This is a genomic window from Aeromonas molluscorum, assembly GCF_051376105.1.
Taxonomy (GTDB): domain Bacteria; phylum Pseudomonadota; class Gammaproteobacteria; order Enterobacterales; family Aeromonadaceae; genus Aeromonas; species Aeromonas molluscorum.
On sequence record NZ_JBPQCY010000002.1, the window covers coordinates 1,193,083 to 1,208,853 of the forward strand.

A 15,771-nucleotide genomic window follows, 5' to 3' on the forward strand; every position below is an offset into this window, starting at 1 on the left:
ATCAAACGCCTGATTTGGTCACAAAGGGTTGATTATCCCCTTTGGGTGCGGCGGGACGCCCTGCGGCATCTTGTAATTGTCGAGTAAAGCTGTTGGCTTTGGTCGGCCGCTCGCCCTGGGACGAGGGGGCCTTCATATCTTGTGGTGTCAGGGCAAACAGGGATTCGTCGCTGAGCAACCCATCGGCATTGAGATCGACCCGGCCATGGCGGCCGAGGAAGCTGGCCAGATCCAGCTCCTGTGCCATGGCACTTTCCAGTACGCTCTGGCCGACGAAGGTGCCCTCAATCTGGCCCAGGCCATGGCCTATGCTCTGGCTGTGGATCTCCTGGGGCATACCGAAGAAGAGCTGGCTGCCATCGGAGCGATCGCCGCTGGCATCGAGTCCCAGCCCGACCCGCTGCACCACAGGGGTGATGAAGATGGCCGGAGTGACATCGGGTAGCCCCGTCTGCTGCGCAGTGTCTATCTGCCTGTCGAGCTGATGGGGGCCAACCCCGCCTTTCTCGGGAGGCGGTACATAGGGGGCCGAGATATCGAGATTGATGGTCAACTGGGCCAAGTCGGTGGCATTGCTGCCATCCCCCAGGGTGTAGGTGAACACATCCTGCAGTACCTGCCCCAGGCCCGCGGCCGCTAATACCTCTTTGTTGGTCAGATCGATGGTGTAGCTGTAGCTGCCATCCCCATTGAGGGTGAGCCAGCCATAACGGCCTGCCAGAGGCTGACCGAGCTGGCCTGCCTGGCCGCTGCCGTTCTCGCTGCCACTGCGTACCGCCGTGACCTGCAGGGGATCATTGGCGTCGACATCGCCGTCGTTGGGCAGCACATTGCCCGAGGTGTGGGGCGGCTGGACTTGATCGTTTGCGACCGCGCTGTCATCCCGGGCCACGGGGTTGTCGTTGGCTCCCTGAATGACCAGGGTCAGGCGTGCCTCGGAGAAGGCGCCTGCCTGATCGCGCATCCGGTAGCTGAACACCTCGGTGAGGGTCTGACTGGCCGAGCGCAGTGCCTCGACCTCAGGATTGTCATTGTCGACCAGATAACGATAGCTGCCGTCGCTATTGAGAATGAGCTGGCCATAGCGCCCTTGCAGGGTCTGGCCCGCATTCACGCGGGTGCCGCTGGCCGTGCTGACGGTGAGCACCGTCTTGGTCTCGCCATTGGCCTGGCTGTCGACGTCGGTGTCGTTGTCCAACACGTTACCGCTCGGGTCCAGACCTGCGCCCGCGTTGTTCACGCCGCCCGCTTCAATGGCGGTGGCCTGGTCATCGACGGCGATAGGGGTATCGTTGCTGCCGCGAATGGTGAGGGTCAGGGTGCTGGCGCTGCCGACGCCCCACACATCCTGAATCTGATAATCGAACACCTCGGTCAGAGTCTGATTGGGGCCCCTCAGTGCCTGCACGTCGGCCAGGGTGTTATCCAGGGTGTAGTGCCAACTGCCATCGGCATTCATGACCAGATCCCCATAACGGCCACGAAGCACAGTGCCAAGGCTGGCCCCCTGGCCATCGGCGTTCTGCACGCCAGTCACCGTCAGGGTATCTCCTTCCAGATCCGTGTCGTTGCCGAGCACATTGCCGCTGGGATCCAGGCCCGGCTTGCCGTTGTTGAGCCCGCCCGCCTCGATCACCAGGGCCTGATCCGGATTGGCCTCGGGGGCATCGTTACGGCCTCGAATGGTGATCGTGAGCTGGGCCAAGTCGACGCCGCCAGCGAGATCCTGTGCCTGATAGGTGAAGTTGTCTCTCAGGGTCTGCAGGGGGCCCAGGCCTTGCACATCGGCATTGTTGATATCCAGCACATATTGGTAGTTGCCGTCGAGGTAGAGCGTCAGGGTACCGTACTGGCCGGTCAAGACCAGAGGGGATCCTTGAGTAACGGGGGCCAGGCTGCCACCGGCCAGCTCTTCACCGGTACGGCCTGCCGTTAGGGTCAGGCGATCACCACGGTCGACATCACTGTCATTGGTGAGCAGGTTGCCGCTGGGGTTTCTGACGTTTCCGGCGCCGTTGTCGGCCACGGCAATGCCATTGTTGTCCTTGGCGACGGGGGCGTCATTGGCTCCTTCGATGCGAATGACGAGGTTGGCCGAGCTGGTGGCCCCGTTGGCATCACCCATGCTGTAACTGAAGCTGTCAGTCAGAACATCGGCACTGGTACGCAGGGCCTGCACCGCAGCCAGGCTGTTGTCGACAACATAGCTGTAGCTGCCATTGGCATTGAGGGTCAGCCAGCCATAAGTGCCTCTGAGCGGGCTGCCTAGCAAACCGGCGGTGCCGCTGCTCGCAGTGGTGCCGGTACGGACGGCATTGACGGTCTTCGTCTCGTTGACGTTGGCCGAATCGGGATCAGTATCGTTGCTCAGCACATTGCCGGTGGCATTGCTGCCCGGGTTGCTGTTGTTGACGCCCCCCGCCTCGACGGCTGTGCCGGTATCATTGACTGCCACCGGTGTGTCATTGCGACCCTGAATGGTGATGGTCAGGGTAGACGCGCTGACCAAGCCAGCCAGATCCCTCATCTGATAGTCGAACACCTCGCGGAGCGTTTCCCCTGGCAGCAATTTTTGGACGTCGGCATTGTTGTTGTCGAGTACATAGCTGTAACTGCCATCCGCGTTGAGGGTGAGGGTGCCATAGAGCCCGTTGAGGGCTGTGCCGGGGGCGGCGTTGTTGCCAGTGAAACTGACGCCGGTGACGGTGGGTTGCTCACCGTAGCGATCCGGATCCGTGTCGTTGAGGAGGACGTCGCCAGTGGGGTTGGTACCCGCAATATTGTTGCCGACACCACTTGCTTCGATGGCGGTTGCTACATCGGCGATGGCGGTGGGCGCATCGTTGGCACCCTCAATGGTGATGGTGAGGCTGGCCTGGCTGCTTGCGCCTGCAGCATCCACCATGGTGTAGTTGAACGCATCGGTCAGGGTATTGCCAGACAGATGCAGGGCCTGCACCGCCGGGAGGTCGTTGTCGACCACGTAGCGGTAGCTGCCGTCGCTGTTGAGGGTCAGCCAGCCATAAGTGCCTCTGAGCTGGCTACCAATAGTGCCCGCTGTGCCGCTGCCAGTAGTGGCGCCGGTCCGTACTTCGCTGACGGTTTTGCTTTCAGCCAGGTTGGCCGCGTCGGGATCGGTATCGTTGGCGAGGACGTTGCCGCTGGCATCGCTGCCCGGGGTGGCGTTGTCGACGCCCCCCGCCTCGACGGCTGTGCCAGTATCATTGATTGCCACCGGTGTGTCATTGCTACCCTGGATGGTGATAGTCAGGGTGGAGGCGCTGGTCAGTCCACCCAGATCCGTTATCTGATAGTCGAAGAGTTCGGTGAGGGTATCTCCGGGCAAGAGCTGCTGCACGGTCGCGTTGTTGTTGTCGAGCACATAGCGATAACTGCCATCCGCATTGAGAGTCAGGGTGCCATACTGGCCCACCAGCGCGGTGCCTGGGGCCGCACTATTGCTGCCAATACTGACCCCGGTGACGGTGAGTTGCTCACCGTTGCGATCCGGATCCGTGTCGTAGCTGAGCACGTTGCCGGTGGCATCTGTGCCCGGGGTGGTGTTGTTGAGGCCCCCGGCCTCGCTGGCGGTGCCGACATCGGCGCTGGCGGTGGGGGCATCGTTGGCCCCTTGAATGGTGATGGTGATGTTGGCTGAACTGGTGGCACCAGCGGCATCAACCATGGTGTAGGTGAAGCTGTCGGTCAGGGTATTGCCAGACAGGCGCAGGGCCTGCACCGCCGGGAGGTCGTTATCGACCACGTAGCGGTAGCTGCCGTCGCTGTTGAGGGTCAGCGAGCCATAAGTGCCTCTGAGCGGGCTGCCCAGCGAACCGGCAGTGCCGCTGCTCGCGGTGGTGCCGGTCCGTACGTCATTGACAGTTTTCGTCTCGTTGGGGTTGGCCGAATCGGGATCGCTGTCGTTGTCGAGCACATTGCCGCTGGCATCGCTGCCCGGGGTGGCGTTGTCGACGCCCCCCGCCTCGACGGCACTGCCGGTGTCATCCACCGCCACCGGCGCGTCATTGCTGCCATTGATGGTGATCACCAGGGCGGCGATGTCGTGCAGCTCGCCAAGGTCCGTGACCCGGTAGCTGAAGGTCTCGGTGAGGGTGTCTCCCTGCCTCAGGGCCTGGACGGTGGCGTTGCCATTGTCGATCACATAGCGATAACTGCCGTCAGCCCCCAGGGTCAGGCTGCCATAGAGGCCGACAATCACGGCGCCATTGGCGCTGGTGCTGCCGGTGGGCACATCCACTATCTGGCTCAGATCCGTGACCGGCCCCAGGGCCGCCTTGCTGACTGTCTTGCCGTCTCCCCCATCGATGTCGGTGTCGTTGGTGAGCACATTGCCGATGGCGTCCGTGCCTGCCTGGCCGACTCCTTGCTCGGTGGCGCTGCCTCCGTCATCGCTGGCCACGGGGGCATCGTTGGCGCCCTGGATGGTGATGGCGAGGCTGGCGCTGCTGCTGGCGCCGGCGATATCGAGCAGCTGGTAATCGAACCGCTCGGTCAGGGTGTCGCCGCTCAGACGCAATGCCTCGACATCCGGGTTGTCGTTGTCGACCACATAGCGGTAACCCCCTCCCGCCAGCAGATAAAGGGTGCCGTACTGACCCTCCACCGTGACCGGGATATCGGCGGAGTTCGGGGTGGCCTGGTTGCCGGTGGCCTGGCTGGTGACCAGGCCCAGGTGCAGAGCGTCGCCATTGGTGGCGATATCCACGTCCGTGTCATTGCCGATCAAGTTGCCCTGGGGATCATTGCCCGGCAGGTTGTTGGCCGTGCCGCCCGCCTCGACGGCGATGGCGCCGTCGTTGTTGGCGATGGGAGCATCGTTGACCGTGTTGATGGTGATGGTGATGGTGATGAGGATGCTGGTGGTGGCGGTCAGGGCATCCTCGGCGTTGCCGGGGATCCCGTCGCCATCGAGCTTGTCCCCGAACTGGCCGTTGTCATTGACCAGGACCGAGAGGGTGTCGCTGCCGTTGTAGTCCTGATTGCCCCGATAGTTGAGGGTCAGCAGGGCGGCATTGAGGGCGGCCAAGTTGCCGGTCAGCACCAGCTGGGCGCCGCCATTATTGGTGACGACACTCAGGCCAGTCGCACTGCCCAGAGAAAGCACCCCATAACCCACTGTCAGGGTGAGGGTCAGGGCGCCGCTGCCCGCATCTATGTCGGCGACCGAGAGGCCGATGATGTTGAGATCCAGATCCTCATCCACGCTCTGGCTCGGGCTGGTATTGCCCAGGGTGGGGGCGTCGTTGAGTTCCACATAGCCGATGTTGGCACCCTCTTCATACTGGCCCGCATCTATCCCCGACTCGGTGAGTGTGATGCCAATCTGACCCAGTGCCCCGCCATCGCTGTCGATGCGTATCTGCAGTGTACCGGCGCTGGCGTCCATGATGGTGCTGCCCGCCGGGCCGTCGAGGCGGTAGACACCGGAGGGCAGAATGCCGAACGAGAAGCGGCCATCGTCATCCGTGGTGGTGGTGAAGTTCTTGTTGTCCACAGTGGTGGCGAGATCGCCATCCAGCCCGCCCCAGACCAGGGTCACCTCCTGGTGGGCAAGTCCCGGGCCATCGGGGCTGGTATCACTGTCTGCGCTGGCGGTGTCGTTCCAGAGGGTGCCGCTGATGATGCCAAGGCCCGCCGCGCTGGTGAGCACATAGTTGTTTAGCGTATTGCCTGCGCCATCCTGGCCGGTGCGTTCGCCACCGACATCCCCATCCGCCCCGACGCTTGAGCCACCCCAGCTGGTGAAATCTTCCGGCAGGCTGGACCAGGTCAAGGTGGCATCGGTGCCGGCAATGGTGGTGCCGTTGGGCAAATCAACCTGATAGACCAGGGTCACCTTGGCGCCCGGATCCAGCTGGGAGAAATCGACGGCGAAACTGCCCCCTTGGGTGACTGTGATGCTGACGCCGGGAGGCAGGCCAAAGTTATTGCCGCTGTCACCGCTGTCATAGGTATAAGTGATGCCGTCCTGCACTATGGTCAGGCTGGTGAGGGCATAGTTGCCGCCGCCGGGGAAGCCATCGGTCAGGCGTGGCTCAAAGGCCGTCATGGCGCCAGTTTGCTCGAAGCTTATCTGGACGCTGGCACTGCCAGTGTTGCTGCTCGGATTGGCATTAAAGCCAACCACCGTCTTGTCCAGGCTACCCAAGACAGGTTCGATGATGTCCTGATAGATAGTCTGGCTGGTGCCGCGCTGGGTCAGGTTGTTGGCATCAGCGCCCACATAGTCCTTGGCGATGACGCCGAGCTGAGTGCCAGCCTGATTGCTCAGTATGTTATCAACCCGCACGTTGAACTCGATGGCGATCCCTTCAAGGTCACTGTCCGAGTCCAGGTTGCTGATATCGCCCAGGCGGAAGATGATGGTCTGATTGCCATCGGCATCGGTCACTATCTCGATCTGACCGGCGTCCAGCATGCCTTGCAGCTCGCTGGCCAGGGTGGGGGATATGGCCTGGGCTTCGCTGCTGCTGCCATTGCCAATCACATCGGCGTTGGTGATAGCGCTGCCGTCCAGGTTGCTGCTGAGCCCCCCGCCATTGGAGATGAAGGCCAGACGTACCTGATCCTTGTCGAGGAAACTGAGTCCCTTGGGCAGGCTTATGCGCAGTTCATAGTTGTCGTTGTTCCCCTCCGGGATCAGGGCAACCACTTTGTAGCGGATGATCTCGCCCACCGTCACCTGCTCATTGATGGCATCCGTGGCGCCACCGCCGGTTTCGGTCACCCCGCCCACCCGGGAGATGAGGATGCCGCTGGCGATGGGGATCAACCCCTGGCTGACGGCGCGATAGTCATTGAGGATGCCGTTGCCCGGCACACCATCGGCGCCGGTCCGCTCGCCAGTTGGGTCTGCACTGGTGCCAACGCTGCCGTCCAGGCTGGTCCACTGCACCTCGGCCTGGTTGTTGATCTGGGCAAAATCGGTGGCGGTGGCCAGCACCACGCCGCTGACGTTCACAACCAGCTGCTTGCCAACCGCGATATCCAGATCGGCATCCGCCTTGGTCTGCAGCACGTTATTCACTATCTCGAACTGGCTTGTGACATCGATGCCGTCATAGAAGACGGAGAGCAGCGTGTAGTTGTTCAGTTGCTCGGGCAGATTATCGGTAAACCGAATGTCAAAGGCATCCAGCGGGCCGCTGTTGTCTACCACTATCTGTACTGTGACGAGATCCCCTTGTTCGAAACCGTATTCGGGAGGAGGGTTCACCAGACCCTGGCTGATGGGATGGCATTGGGGGCCGGGGTCGCAGTGACATCACGCAGTTGGGCGCTGCCTCCCGCCACATCACCATCGGGATCCTGGTAGTGCAGGACGGCGCCATTGCTGAGCGTGATGCCATCCTGGTTGCTGGCGACGTTATCGGCGATGAGACGCACCCGGATGGTGAAGCTGTTGTTGCCCGCGTCGTTGTCGGCATCGGCGCTGCTGACACTGAAGCTGAAGCGGGCACCCACTCCGTCACTGTCCAGGGTGCCCCCCAGACCGGCGAGCAGGGGAGTGCTGATGGTGCCAGCGAATCCTGTGGTGATGAGCTCATACCCCAGATCGCCGTTGTAGCCGGTATCGAGCCTGAACCCCGGGGGGATCAGGTCGTCTATGTCCAGCTGCTGGGTGCTTCCCTCCGGCAGGGTCACCACTATGTCGTACCCCATGCTCTCGCCGACCACCAGGTTGGTCCCGGAAGTGTGCCCCGCACTGGAGGCATTGGCGGCATCGCCGCCGGTGAAGTCGATGCTGAGGGTGGGGGCGGCGATCTGCTGGCCCGCCGTGTCGGCCAGGTCCGTGGGGGTAAAATCGTTGCCGTTATCTATGCTGGCGTAGTTGCTCAATACTGCGCTGGTTTCCAGGGTGCTGCTGGCCCTGATGTCATCGGCGACCTGCACATCGTAAGTGATGATGACGAGGTTGCTGCCAAGCACGTCGGCATCTGAACCATCCCGTCCTGCCAGCAGAGTGGCTTGGCCTCCCGCATCAAGGAAGCTGATGGTATTGCCGCTGACTTGGTAATCGGTGCCCAGCACCAGCAAGGTGCCATCGCCGCGATAAATCGTCAGGTTGGCATCGGCCAGGGAGCCATTCACGAAGGAGAGGCCGCTGGGTAAATTGATGCTGGTGACCACATCGAAGGCGCCACCACCGCCCCGGTTCTCGATGGCGGTGGACAGGCGCAGGGCATCAGCGCCGTCTATGTCGGTGACATCGCCATTCACCGCGCTGATATCGGTCACTGGGGCAGTGAAAGGAATGCCGCCAGAGCCGGGGGGATTCCAGGCGCCAGTGGCACCGGAGACTGTGCCATTGCTGGAAGAGACGACGCCGTGGCCGATGGCGAGATCCGGTTCGGCGACTGAGGTGATGACGGTGACATCCGAGCTGCTGAGCTGAGTCTTGTCCAGGGTGGTGACCTGGCTTGACTGGGCAAGCACATCGAGTGCGCGCTGATCGGCGAAGGGTTGATCGCCGACGGTCAGGGTAAAGGCTATCTCGATACGGCTGCCGTTCAGGTCGCTGGTGGCATAGTTGCCAAAGTCGAAGATGAGGGAGTTGCCCGGGCCATTGGTGACACTGACGATGTCGCCCAGGTTGGTATCACCACTGCCGAAGTGCCACTGACCGGCGCCTGTGCCTTCCGTCCAGTTGATCCCGCTGACATCAAACAGTGGCAGGGGCAGATAAACGGTAAGTTTGAACTGCTCATAATCCCCGGTGACCAGATCGTAACTGAGCTGGAAGGTGACATCATCGCCGGGGTGAAGTTCGACGGCGCCCCCCGGATTACCGCCGCCATTGATATCGGTGAGGTCGATGGCGACCTGGCTGGTGGGGATACGGGTGGTGGTCTGGGAGCTGTCAGACTCGCTACCACCGGTCAGGTTGACATTGCTCTCTACTATGGTGGCGGTGACGCTGGCATTGTTGCCAATCACGTCGCCCTCATTGATCTCGCTTTGGGGGTTTCCGGCCGGGGGGGTATAGCTTTGGCTGATCAGGGCGCTATAGCTCAACAGTGCCAGCGTAGCGCCCTGCTGGTCAGTGTCAAAGGCGAGATCGCCAGCCAGCCAGCTCATCAGCGGGAAGGCGTTGGCCAGAGACTGGCCTATGTCGAAGGTAATGCTGGTGGTGCCATCGGCATTGAGGGTCTGGCTGTAGACCAGCGCGATGGTTTCACTGACCCCGTTGCGGGTCAGGGTCAGCGTCGGAACACCGGTCAGCGTCTGACCATCGCTCAGGGTGTCGGTCACGACAAACTGACCCTCGCCAAAGATAGTTTTTCCGAAGGCAAAGTAGTCAGACAGCGCCATCTTGACGCTGTAATCCAGGGTATCCCCCGGGCTGATACCCGCCTTGCCGCCATCGACGCTCAGGGTGACATCTTTTTGCAAGGCGATGGATCGGGCGGTGAAGGTGACTATGTCCCCCTGGCCTGCGAAATCTATGCTGGTGGCCGGTGCCATCAGATCCCTGGGGTCGAGAGGAACCCATTCGCCGCTGGCGGTCGGGGCATCGATGACTATCTGGACCGCATCGCCGCTGTTGGGATCTATCACCTGCTGGCCGTTGGCATCGGCATCGGGCACGTAAAACTTGACCAGGGTATCGGTGGCGCTGGTCAGGGTGCTGTATTCGACCGTGAAGGCGCTGATAAAGAGGCTGTCACTATTGATGGCGGCATCCATCAGGGCCGGGTTGGTGATGACGCGACCATCGGAGAGGGTGATGGAGGTCAGGGTGCCGTTGGCACCGGGGATGATGGCGGTCACCTGCATATTGGCGGGCAGGGTCTGGGTGATGACCACATTGCTCAAGGGTTGGCCGTCGGCCGGAATGGCGGTCAGGGTCAGGGTATGACCGAAGTTGGGGCCGGTGGCCGTCTCCCCTTCCCGCATGTCCAGGCTTTGTTCGAAGCTGATTACCGTCGGGTTGACCACAAAGTTGTGGATGCTGCTCTCGACCAGGCTGGGGTCGCTCTGGGGGTTGTTGAGGGAGTCATTGCCGTACTGGAAGCCGCTGCGGGTGCCTATGATGAGGCTAGGCGAGCCATTGGAGTAGCTGGTGTCGGCCAGATTGCTCAGCCGCGCCGTGACCTCGATGGGAATGTCCGGCTGCCCCTGGCTCAGGCTGCCAAAGGGGATCTCCAGCACTATCATGGTATCCCCGGCCCTGAGCCCGACATCGGCCGCCCTGATGATGAGCGGGTTGCCATTGCTGTCGACCGCGAGCGGGTGGGCTGCGTTGCCGGAAGCGTCGAAGACGACCTGATGGAACTTCAGGGTCTGATCCAGGTAGGTTGCCTTGACGAAGCTGATGCCATCGTCGCCATCCTTGCCCGTGCTGGTCAGGTAGAGATCCACATAGGGGGCATAGCCAATCTGGCTGGCACCATTGCTCAGATTCACCGTGAACTCGAAAGTATCACCCAGCAGTACAGTGCCGCTGCCCGTTGGCAGGCTGGTCTCGGGACTGGCGTTGGCGAGCAGGCTGTCGAAACCTTGCACGGCTTCCCGGCTGAGGGCCAGCGGTTGATCGATAAGGCCGCTGCGCACCTCCAGATCCCAATCTCCTCCCTTGTTGCTGGCGCCGGTATCGTCGCTGGAGGCAGCCACATCTGCCCCGGTCCACTTGGCCAGGGCACTGACCAGGGCTTGGCCTGAGTCGCCGGCGCCGACCCGGCAGCCGTAGAACTGGATATCGGCATTCTCGCTCAGATGGTTCTGCCAGCCTTGCAACTGCTGGGCGACGCTGGCCAGGTTATCTGCCGTGATCGTGCGATCGCCCAGGGTGAATTGCCCGGCGGCGCCGTGGGAGAGGATCTGGATGGCGTCGACCTGGCCCAGTTCGGCCAGTTTGGCGCCGATGGCAGTCAGGGCATCGGTTTTGCTGTCGATGACAAGCAGGCTGACGTTGCTGTCGAGGTTTTTGGTCAGCTGGCTGGCCTGTTCGATACGGGCATCGACGACCAGCAACTGGCGAGGCTGGCTGCTCTGGCTGGGCTCGGCATGATCGGGCCCCGTTTGGGGGGCGTCCTGATTATCCTGGCTTTGATGGTCCACGGCGACGGCGGCTGCACCATCGAACAGTATGCGTGGCTCCAGGGCCAGCATCTGTTGATGGGGTCTTAGAATTGCAGATGAAAAGTGCTTGGCCATGGCTATCGCTTCCGTGCGGCAGAGAATGGCTCTAGTTATGTCACATATGAGGCACATTTTCCATGCACCACATGGAGCAAAAATGCATAAGGCAGTGACTTAACCTATTGTTCTAGGTCATGAAATGTTCATGTGTAAATCATTGAGGCAGTTTCAATTGAAATCTGGCACCGCCCAGAGGGGATTCATCCACCCGGATCTCGCCACCATAGCTGTGCACTATCTCGGTGACCACGGCCAGCCCTATGCCCTGGCCTGGTGATGTATCGGCGCGCACTCCCCGCTGGAATATCTGCTGCGATTTGCTCGGTTCTATGCCCGGGCCATCATCCTCGACCTCGATCAGCAGGTTGCTGCCTTGGCGGTGTACCTGGACCCGGATCTCGCTGATGGCAAACTTGCAGGCGTTATCGAGCAGGTTGCCCATCAGTTCCATCAGGTCGCCCTGCTCTCCATGGAAGAAGACATCATCGTCAAACAGAAAACGGGTCTGGAGCTTCTTGTGGCGATAAACCTTGGCGAGACTGGCCAGCAGTTTCTCGATGAGCGGCACGGGCTCCGTCCCCTTGCCTGCGAGGCGTTTTCGACCGGTCACGGCTCGGCGCAGCTGGTACTGCACCATCTGATCCATGGTCAGGATCTGCTCGTTGATGTTGTCGTGCAGCTCCCGCCCCATTGCGACATCTTGTGTCGTCATCTGTATAAGCGCTAACCGGGTCTTGAGACTGTGAGCAAGGTCATTGAGGGCGTGCTGATAGCGCTGAGTCTGCTGGCGTTCGTTCTCCAATAGCTGGTTGACGGATTCGGTGAGGGGGGTCAGCTCGCGTTCGTAATCCTGGGACAGGGATTCACGCTTTCCGGCGCGGATCTCATCGAGCTGACGTGCCATGGCTCGCAGTGAAGAGAGGCTCCAGATGCTGGTGAGCAACAGCAGGGCCCCGAGCAGAGCATAGGCCAGCAGTGCCTGGCGAATGCATTGATAGAGGTAATCCTGCATATGCTGCTGATATTGTTTGGCAGAATCGATCATCACCACGTAGTAGGTGACGGGACCCTGGCCATGGTTGCGCATGAAACGCAGACTGTAGATGAAGTAGCGGTTGCCGCTCTTGATGGTGATGAGCTTGAAGAAGTAGTCATGATCCATCTTGCCAAGGTAGTTCATCAGATCCTGACAGAGGGTCTCTTTAGTCTCGAGTACCTCGGGCTTGTGCAGACTGGCCCAGCTTATCTGGCCATCGGCGCGGCAGATCAGGGTGTCTAATCTGGGATCGGCGGCACTTTCATCCAGAGTATCAAATCCGGGCTGGCCCTGACTCTCGGGGAGCTTGGAGGAGAAGAGCTTGGAGAGGTTCTCCTGCATCTGGGTGCTGGTCTGCTTGATGAGCTCCTCCTGCTTGGCCAGATAGAGGGCATAGACGGCAAACGCCAGAATGAGTGCGATGACCAGCATGGTGCTCAGCATCAGCTTGGCCAGCAGGGAGCGGCGGATCAACGGCATGAGCTGGCCTCTATCAATGTCAGGGAACGCGATGCCAAGGACTCACCTGGCTGAACGGTGAGCAAGAAGGCGAGGGTCATCTGCAGGACAGATTGAAGATGTAGCCCTGGCGACGGATGGTGGAGATGGGTTGTATATCCCCATCCGGATCCAGCTTCTTGCGCAGTCGGCTTACCATCACTTCGATGGTATTGGGATCGCCTTCACCATCACCATATAGCTGGTCGAGCAGCTGTTGCTTGGAGACCACCTGGCGAGCATTGCGCATCAGGTATTCCAGGATCAGATATTCAAAACTGGTCAGCACCACCACCTCGCCGGCGATGGTCAGCTCTTTGCGCGACAGATCCAGCTCGTAATCGCCCGCTTGTACCTTGGGCGAGATAAAACCGGCGCTGCGCCGCACCAGGGCATTGAGCCGGGCCAGCAGTTCGTCTTTCTGAAAAGGCTTGACCAGATAGTCATCGGCCCCCGCTTCGAGTCCCTCGACCTTGTCTTGCCAGTTGCCGCGGGCGGTCAGCACTATGATGGGGAAGGCAATCTGCCGCTCTCTCAAGGTGCGGATCAGCAGTAGGCCATCCATGTCTGGCAGGCCGAGATCGATAATGGCCACATCGATGGGGTAATCCTCGGCATAGTGCAACGCTACCTGGGCGCTGTCGGTGCCATGCACCTGATTTTGCGCCTCACCGAGCAGGGTGGTGAGATGATGATTAAGCAGCTTGTCGTCTTCGACCAACAGAATTTTCATAAGATGTTCGTGCATGAGATCCGAGATGCTAATTAGAGGGGGTTAAGCTGGTAGAGTCAATTCAGATAGTAGTGGATAAGGCCTGTATCGGGACTGAATCGACGCTAACTGTGAACTGGATAACAGGGGGGAATCCATGATAGCGCCGCCTGATTGCCCGGGTAATCTCCCCAGGCCCCGCATAGTGGCGCACTACATCCCTGGTCAGCTAACGGACTATTGATTGACCCGCCTTGGATTTTCTCCTCTCGCCACTTCCCTCCGTGAGGCAGGGCGTTATGATCATACCGATGAACCATGGCATTACCGTTTAAAAATATCGTGGTGCGCTAAGACAGGAATTAATAGATGGAGGCTGAATGCGGGAAAGTTTGAAGAGAAAGTTCATTGACGTGTGTGACAAAAAGATTGCCAGCAAGGGACCTGAGGTGGGCCTGTCATTCTATGCTTTTTTCGCAAACAAGAATGACGATCCTGAGTTGCTCATGGAGGCGGCCACCTGGTGGATCATGACGCACAGGCTCGACCACTTTGAGAAAGCCACCAAGATAAAGGCGTTAATCTATGCCAGCGAGCATGCCTAAGCTATTCAACCTGTTCGGACAAGGCCATATATCGCTGTTTAGGCGCAGTGAAGAGTGCAGGAGAAATACCACTGAAACTGTGACTCATAGTCATATTGGCCATAGTCACCTAAAAGCAGTTTAAAGAGGGAGAGTTATACCCTTATTGAGTCGGATTATCTTGATAATATGTTGTGAGTGGCTTACATCAAGACCAGCACGGGATGCTTATCGTGGCATCATCTTGAGTTGAAAATATAAAAGCCAGTCAGTGAAGGCTGACTGGCTTTTTATTGGCACCGTTCTGACCGGCGTCTTTCTGTCTCCGGGGTTAGCCTACCAGGCTGGCCCACAAGTCATATTCGTCCGATTCATCGATGCGGACTTTGACCATGTCGCCGGGCTTGAGGCCGGTTTCACCGTTCAGGTAGACCAGACCGTCAATCTCGGGGGCATCGGCGAAGGAGCGGCCGGTGGCGCCCTCTTCGTCAACTTCATCGATAAGGACTGTCATCTCCTGGCCGACTTTGCGGGCCAGCTTGCGGATGGAAACCTGCTGTTGCAGCTCCATGAAGCGCACGAAGCGCTCTTCCTGGATCTCTGCCGGCACCGGATCCGGCAGCTCGTTGGCTTTGGCGCCATCGACCGGGCTGTATTTGAAGCAGCCGACCCGGTCCAGTTCCGCCTTGTCGATGAAGTCCAGCAGCATCTGGAACTCTTCTTCGGTCTCGCCGGGGAAGCCGACGATGAAGGTGGAACGCAGGGTGATCTCGGGGCAGATCTCGCGCCACTTCTGGATGCGTTCCAGGGTGCGCTCAACGGTACCCGGGCGCTTCATCAACTTGAGGATGCGCGGGCTGGCGTGTTGCAGCGGGATGTCGAGGTAGGGCAGCACTTTGCCATCGCGCATCAGCGGGATGACGTCATCCACGTGCGGGTAGGGGTAGACATAATGCAGGCGTACCCAGATGTCGAGCTTGGCCAGCTCTTCGCACAGTGCCACCATGCTGGTCTTGACCGGCATGCCGTCATAGAAACCGGTGCGATGCTTGACGTCCACGCCATAGGCGGAGGTGTCTTGGGAGATCACCAGCAACTCCTTCACGCCGGCCTCTTTCAAGCGTTTGGCTTCGGCCAGCACGTCGCCGATGGGGCGGCTCACCAGATCCCCGCGCATGGAGGGGATGATGCAGAAGGTGCAGCGGTGGTTGCAGCCTTCGGAAATCTTGAGATAGGCGTAGTGGCGCGGGGTCAGCTTGATGCCGTGGGCCGGTACCAGGCTGGTGAAGGGGTTGTGGGTCGGCTTGGCCACGTACTTGTGCACATGTCCCAGTACTTCTTCATAGGCGTGGGGGCCGGTGATCTCGAGCACCTTGGGGTGGATCTCGCGGATCTGATCCACTTTGGCACCGAGGCAGCCGGTAACTATCACTTTACCGTTCTCGGCCAGGGCTTCGCCTATGGCTTCGAGCGATTCCTGCACCGCGCTGTCGATGAAGCCGCAGGTGTTGACCACGACCAGCTCGGCATCGTCATAGCTGGGCACCACGTCGTACCCTTCGGTACGCAGCTGGGTGAGGATACGCTCGGAATCGACCAGATTTTTGGGGCAACCCAAGGAGACGAATCCTACTTTGGGGGCCTGTTTTGTGTTGGACATCGCTCAATCGCTCTTAGGTGGCTCTCTTATAAGGGCGCGGATTTTACCGGAATGGTTAACCAAAAACTATACAACTGGGCGCGTTGACTGGAACAATTTATGTCAAAGAGCGGGGGCG

The 15,771-nt window shown here is 60.1% G+C and carries 6 protein-coding genes; 1 reads left to right on the top strand and 5 read right to left on the bottom strand.

From position 1 onward, the window contains the following. Window position 1: 1 nt before the first annotated feature. The 4 genes from ACSMDR_RS16130 to ACSMDR_RS16145 form a co-directional block, all read right to left on the bottom strand. Window positions 2–7,237: a cadherin-like domain-containing protein gene (locus ACSMDR_RS16130; RefSeq protein ID WP_436468895.1), complete on the bottom strand. Its 7,236-nt coding sequence runs from the start codon at window positions 7,235–7,237 to the stop codon at window positions 2–4. Then, the gene (locus ACSMDR_RS16135; protein WP_436468896.1) at window positions 7,234–11,178 is read right to left on the bottom strand and encodes a DUF4347 domain-containing protein; all 3,945 of its coding nucleotides are present in this window, start codon (window positions 11,176–11,178) and stop codon (window positions 7,234–7,236) included. The genes ACSMDR_RS16130 and ACSMDR_RS16135 overlap by 4 nt, the downstream gene beginning before the upstream one ends. A 139-nt stretch (window positions 11,179–11,317) precedes the next feature. Next, window positions 11,318–12,679 carry an ATP-binding protein gene (locus tag ACSMDR_RS16140; protein WP_436468897.1) on the bottom strand — a complete coding sequence of 454 codons (1,362 nt, stop codon included), beginning with the start codon at window positions 12,677–12,679 and terminating at the stop codon, window positions 11,318–11,320. A gap of 76 nt (window positions 12,680–12,755) precedes the next feature. Continuing rightward, window positions 12,756–13,430, bottom strand: coding sequence for a response regulator (locus ACSMDR_RS16145; RefSeq protein ID WP_436468898.1), 675 nt, complete (start codon window positions 13,428–13,430; stop codon window positions 12,756–12,758). Between the two features lie 359 nt (window positions 13,431–13,789). Between ACSMDR_RS16145 and ACSMDR_RS16150 the strand changes: the two genes are divergently transcribed. Then, complete coding sequence (locus tag ACSMDR_RS16150; protein ID WP_436468899.1) at window positions 13,790–14,014, top strand: DUF6500 family protein; 225 nt, start codon at window positions 13,790–13,792, stop codon at window positions 14,012–14,014. Window positions 14,015–14,324: 310 nt separating this feature from the next. Here ACSMDR_RS16150 and rimO read toward each other — a convergent pair whose 3' ends face one another. Continuing rightward, a complete protein-coding gene (gene rimO / locus ACSMDR_RS16155) occupies window positions 14,325–15,653 on the bottom strand; it encodes a 30S ribosomal protein S12 methylthiotransferase RimO (RefSeq protein WP_436468900.1) in 1,329 nt (442 codons plus the stop codon). Window positions 15,654–15,771: the final 118 nt, after the last annotated feature.

Bases quoted from the DNA above. Each gene is read 5' to 3' on its own strand.
- rimO (WP_436468900.1), bottom strand. From the start codon at position 15,653: ATGTCCAACACAAAACAGGCCCCCAAAGTAGGATTCGTCTCCTTGGGT.
- ACSMDR_RS16135 (WP_436468896.1), bottom strand. From the start codon at position 11,178: ATGGCCAAGCACTTTTCATCTGCAATTCTAAGACCCCATCAACAGATG.
- ACSMDR_RS16145 (WP_436468898.1), bottom strand. From the start codon at position 13,430: ATGAAAATTCTGTTGGTCGAAGACGACAAGCTGCTTAATCATCATCTC.
- ACSMDR_RS16150 (WP_436468899.1), top strand. From the start codon at position 13,790: ATGCGGGAAAGTTTGAAGAGAAAGTTCATTGACGTGTGTGACAAAAAG.
- ACSMDR_RS16140 (WP_436468897.1), bottom strand. From the start codon at position 12,679: ATGCCGTTGATCCGCCGCTCCCTGCTGGCCAAGCTGATGCTGAGCACC.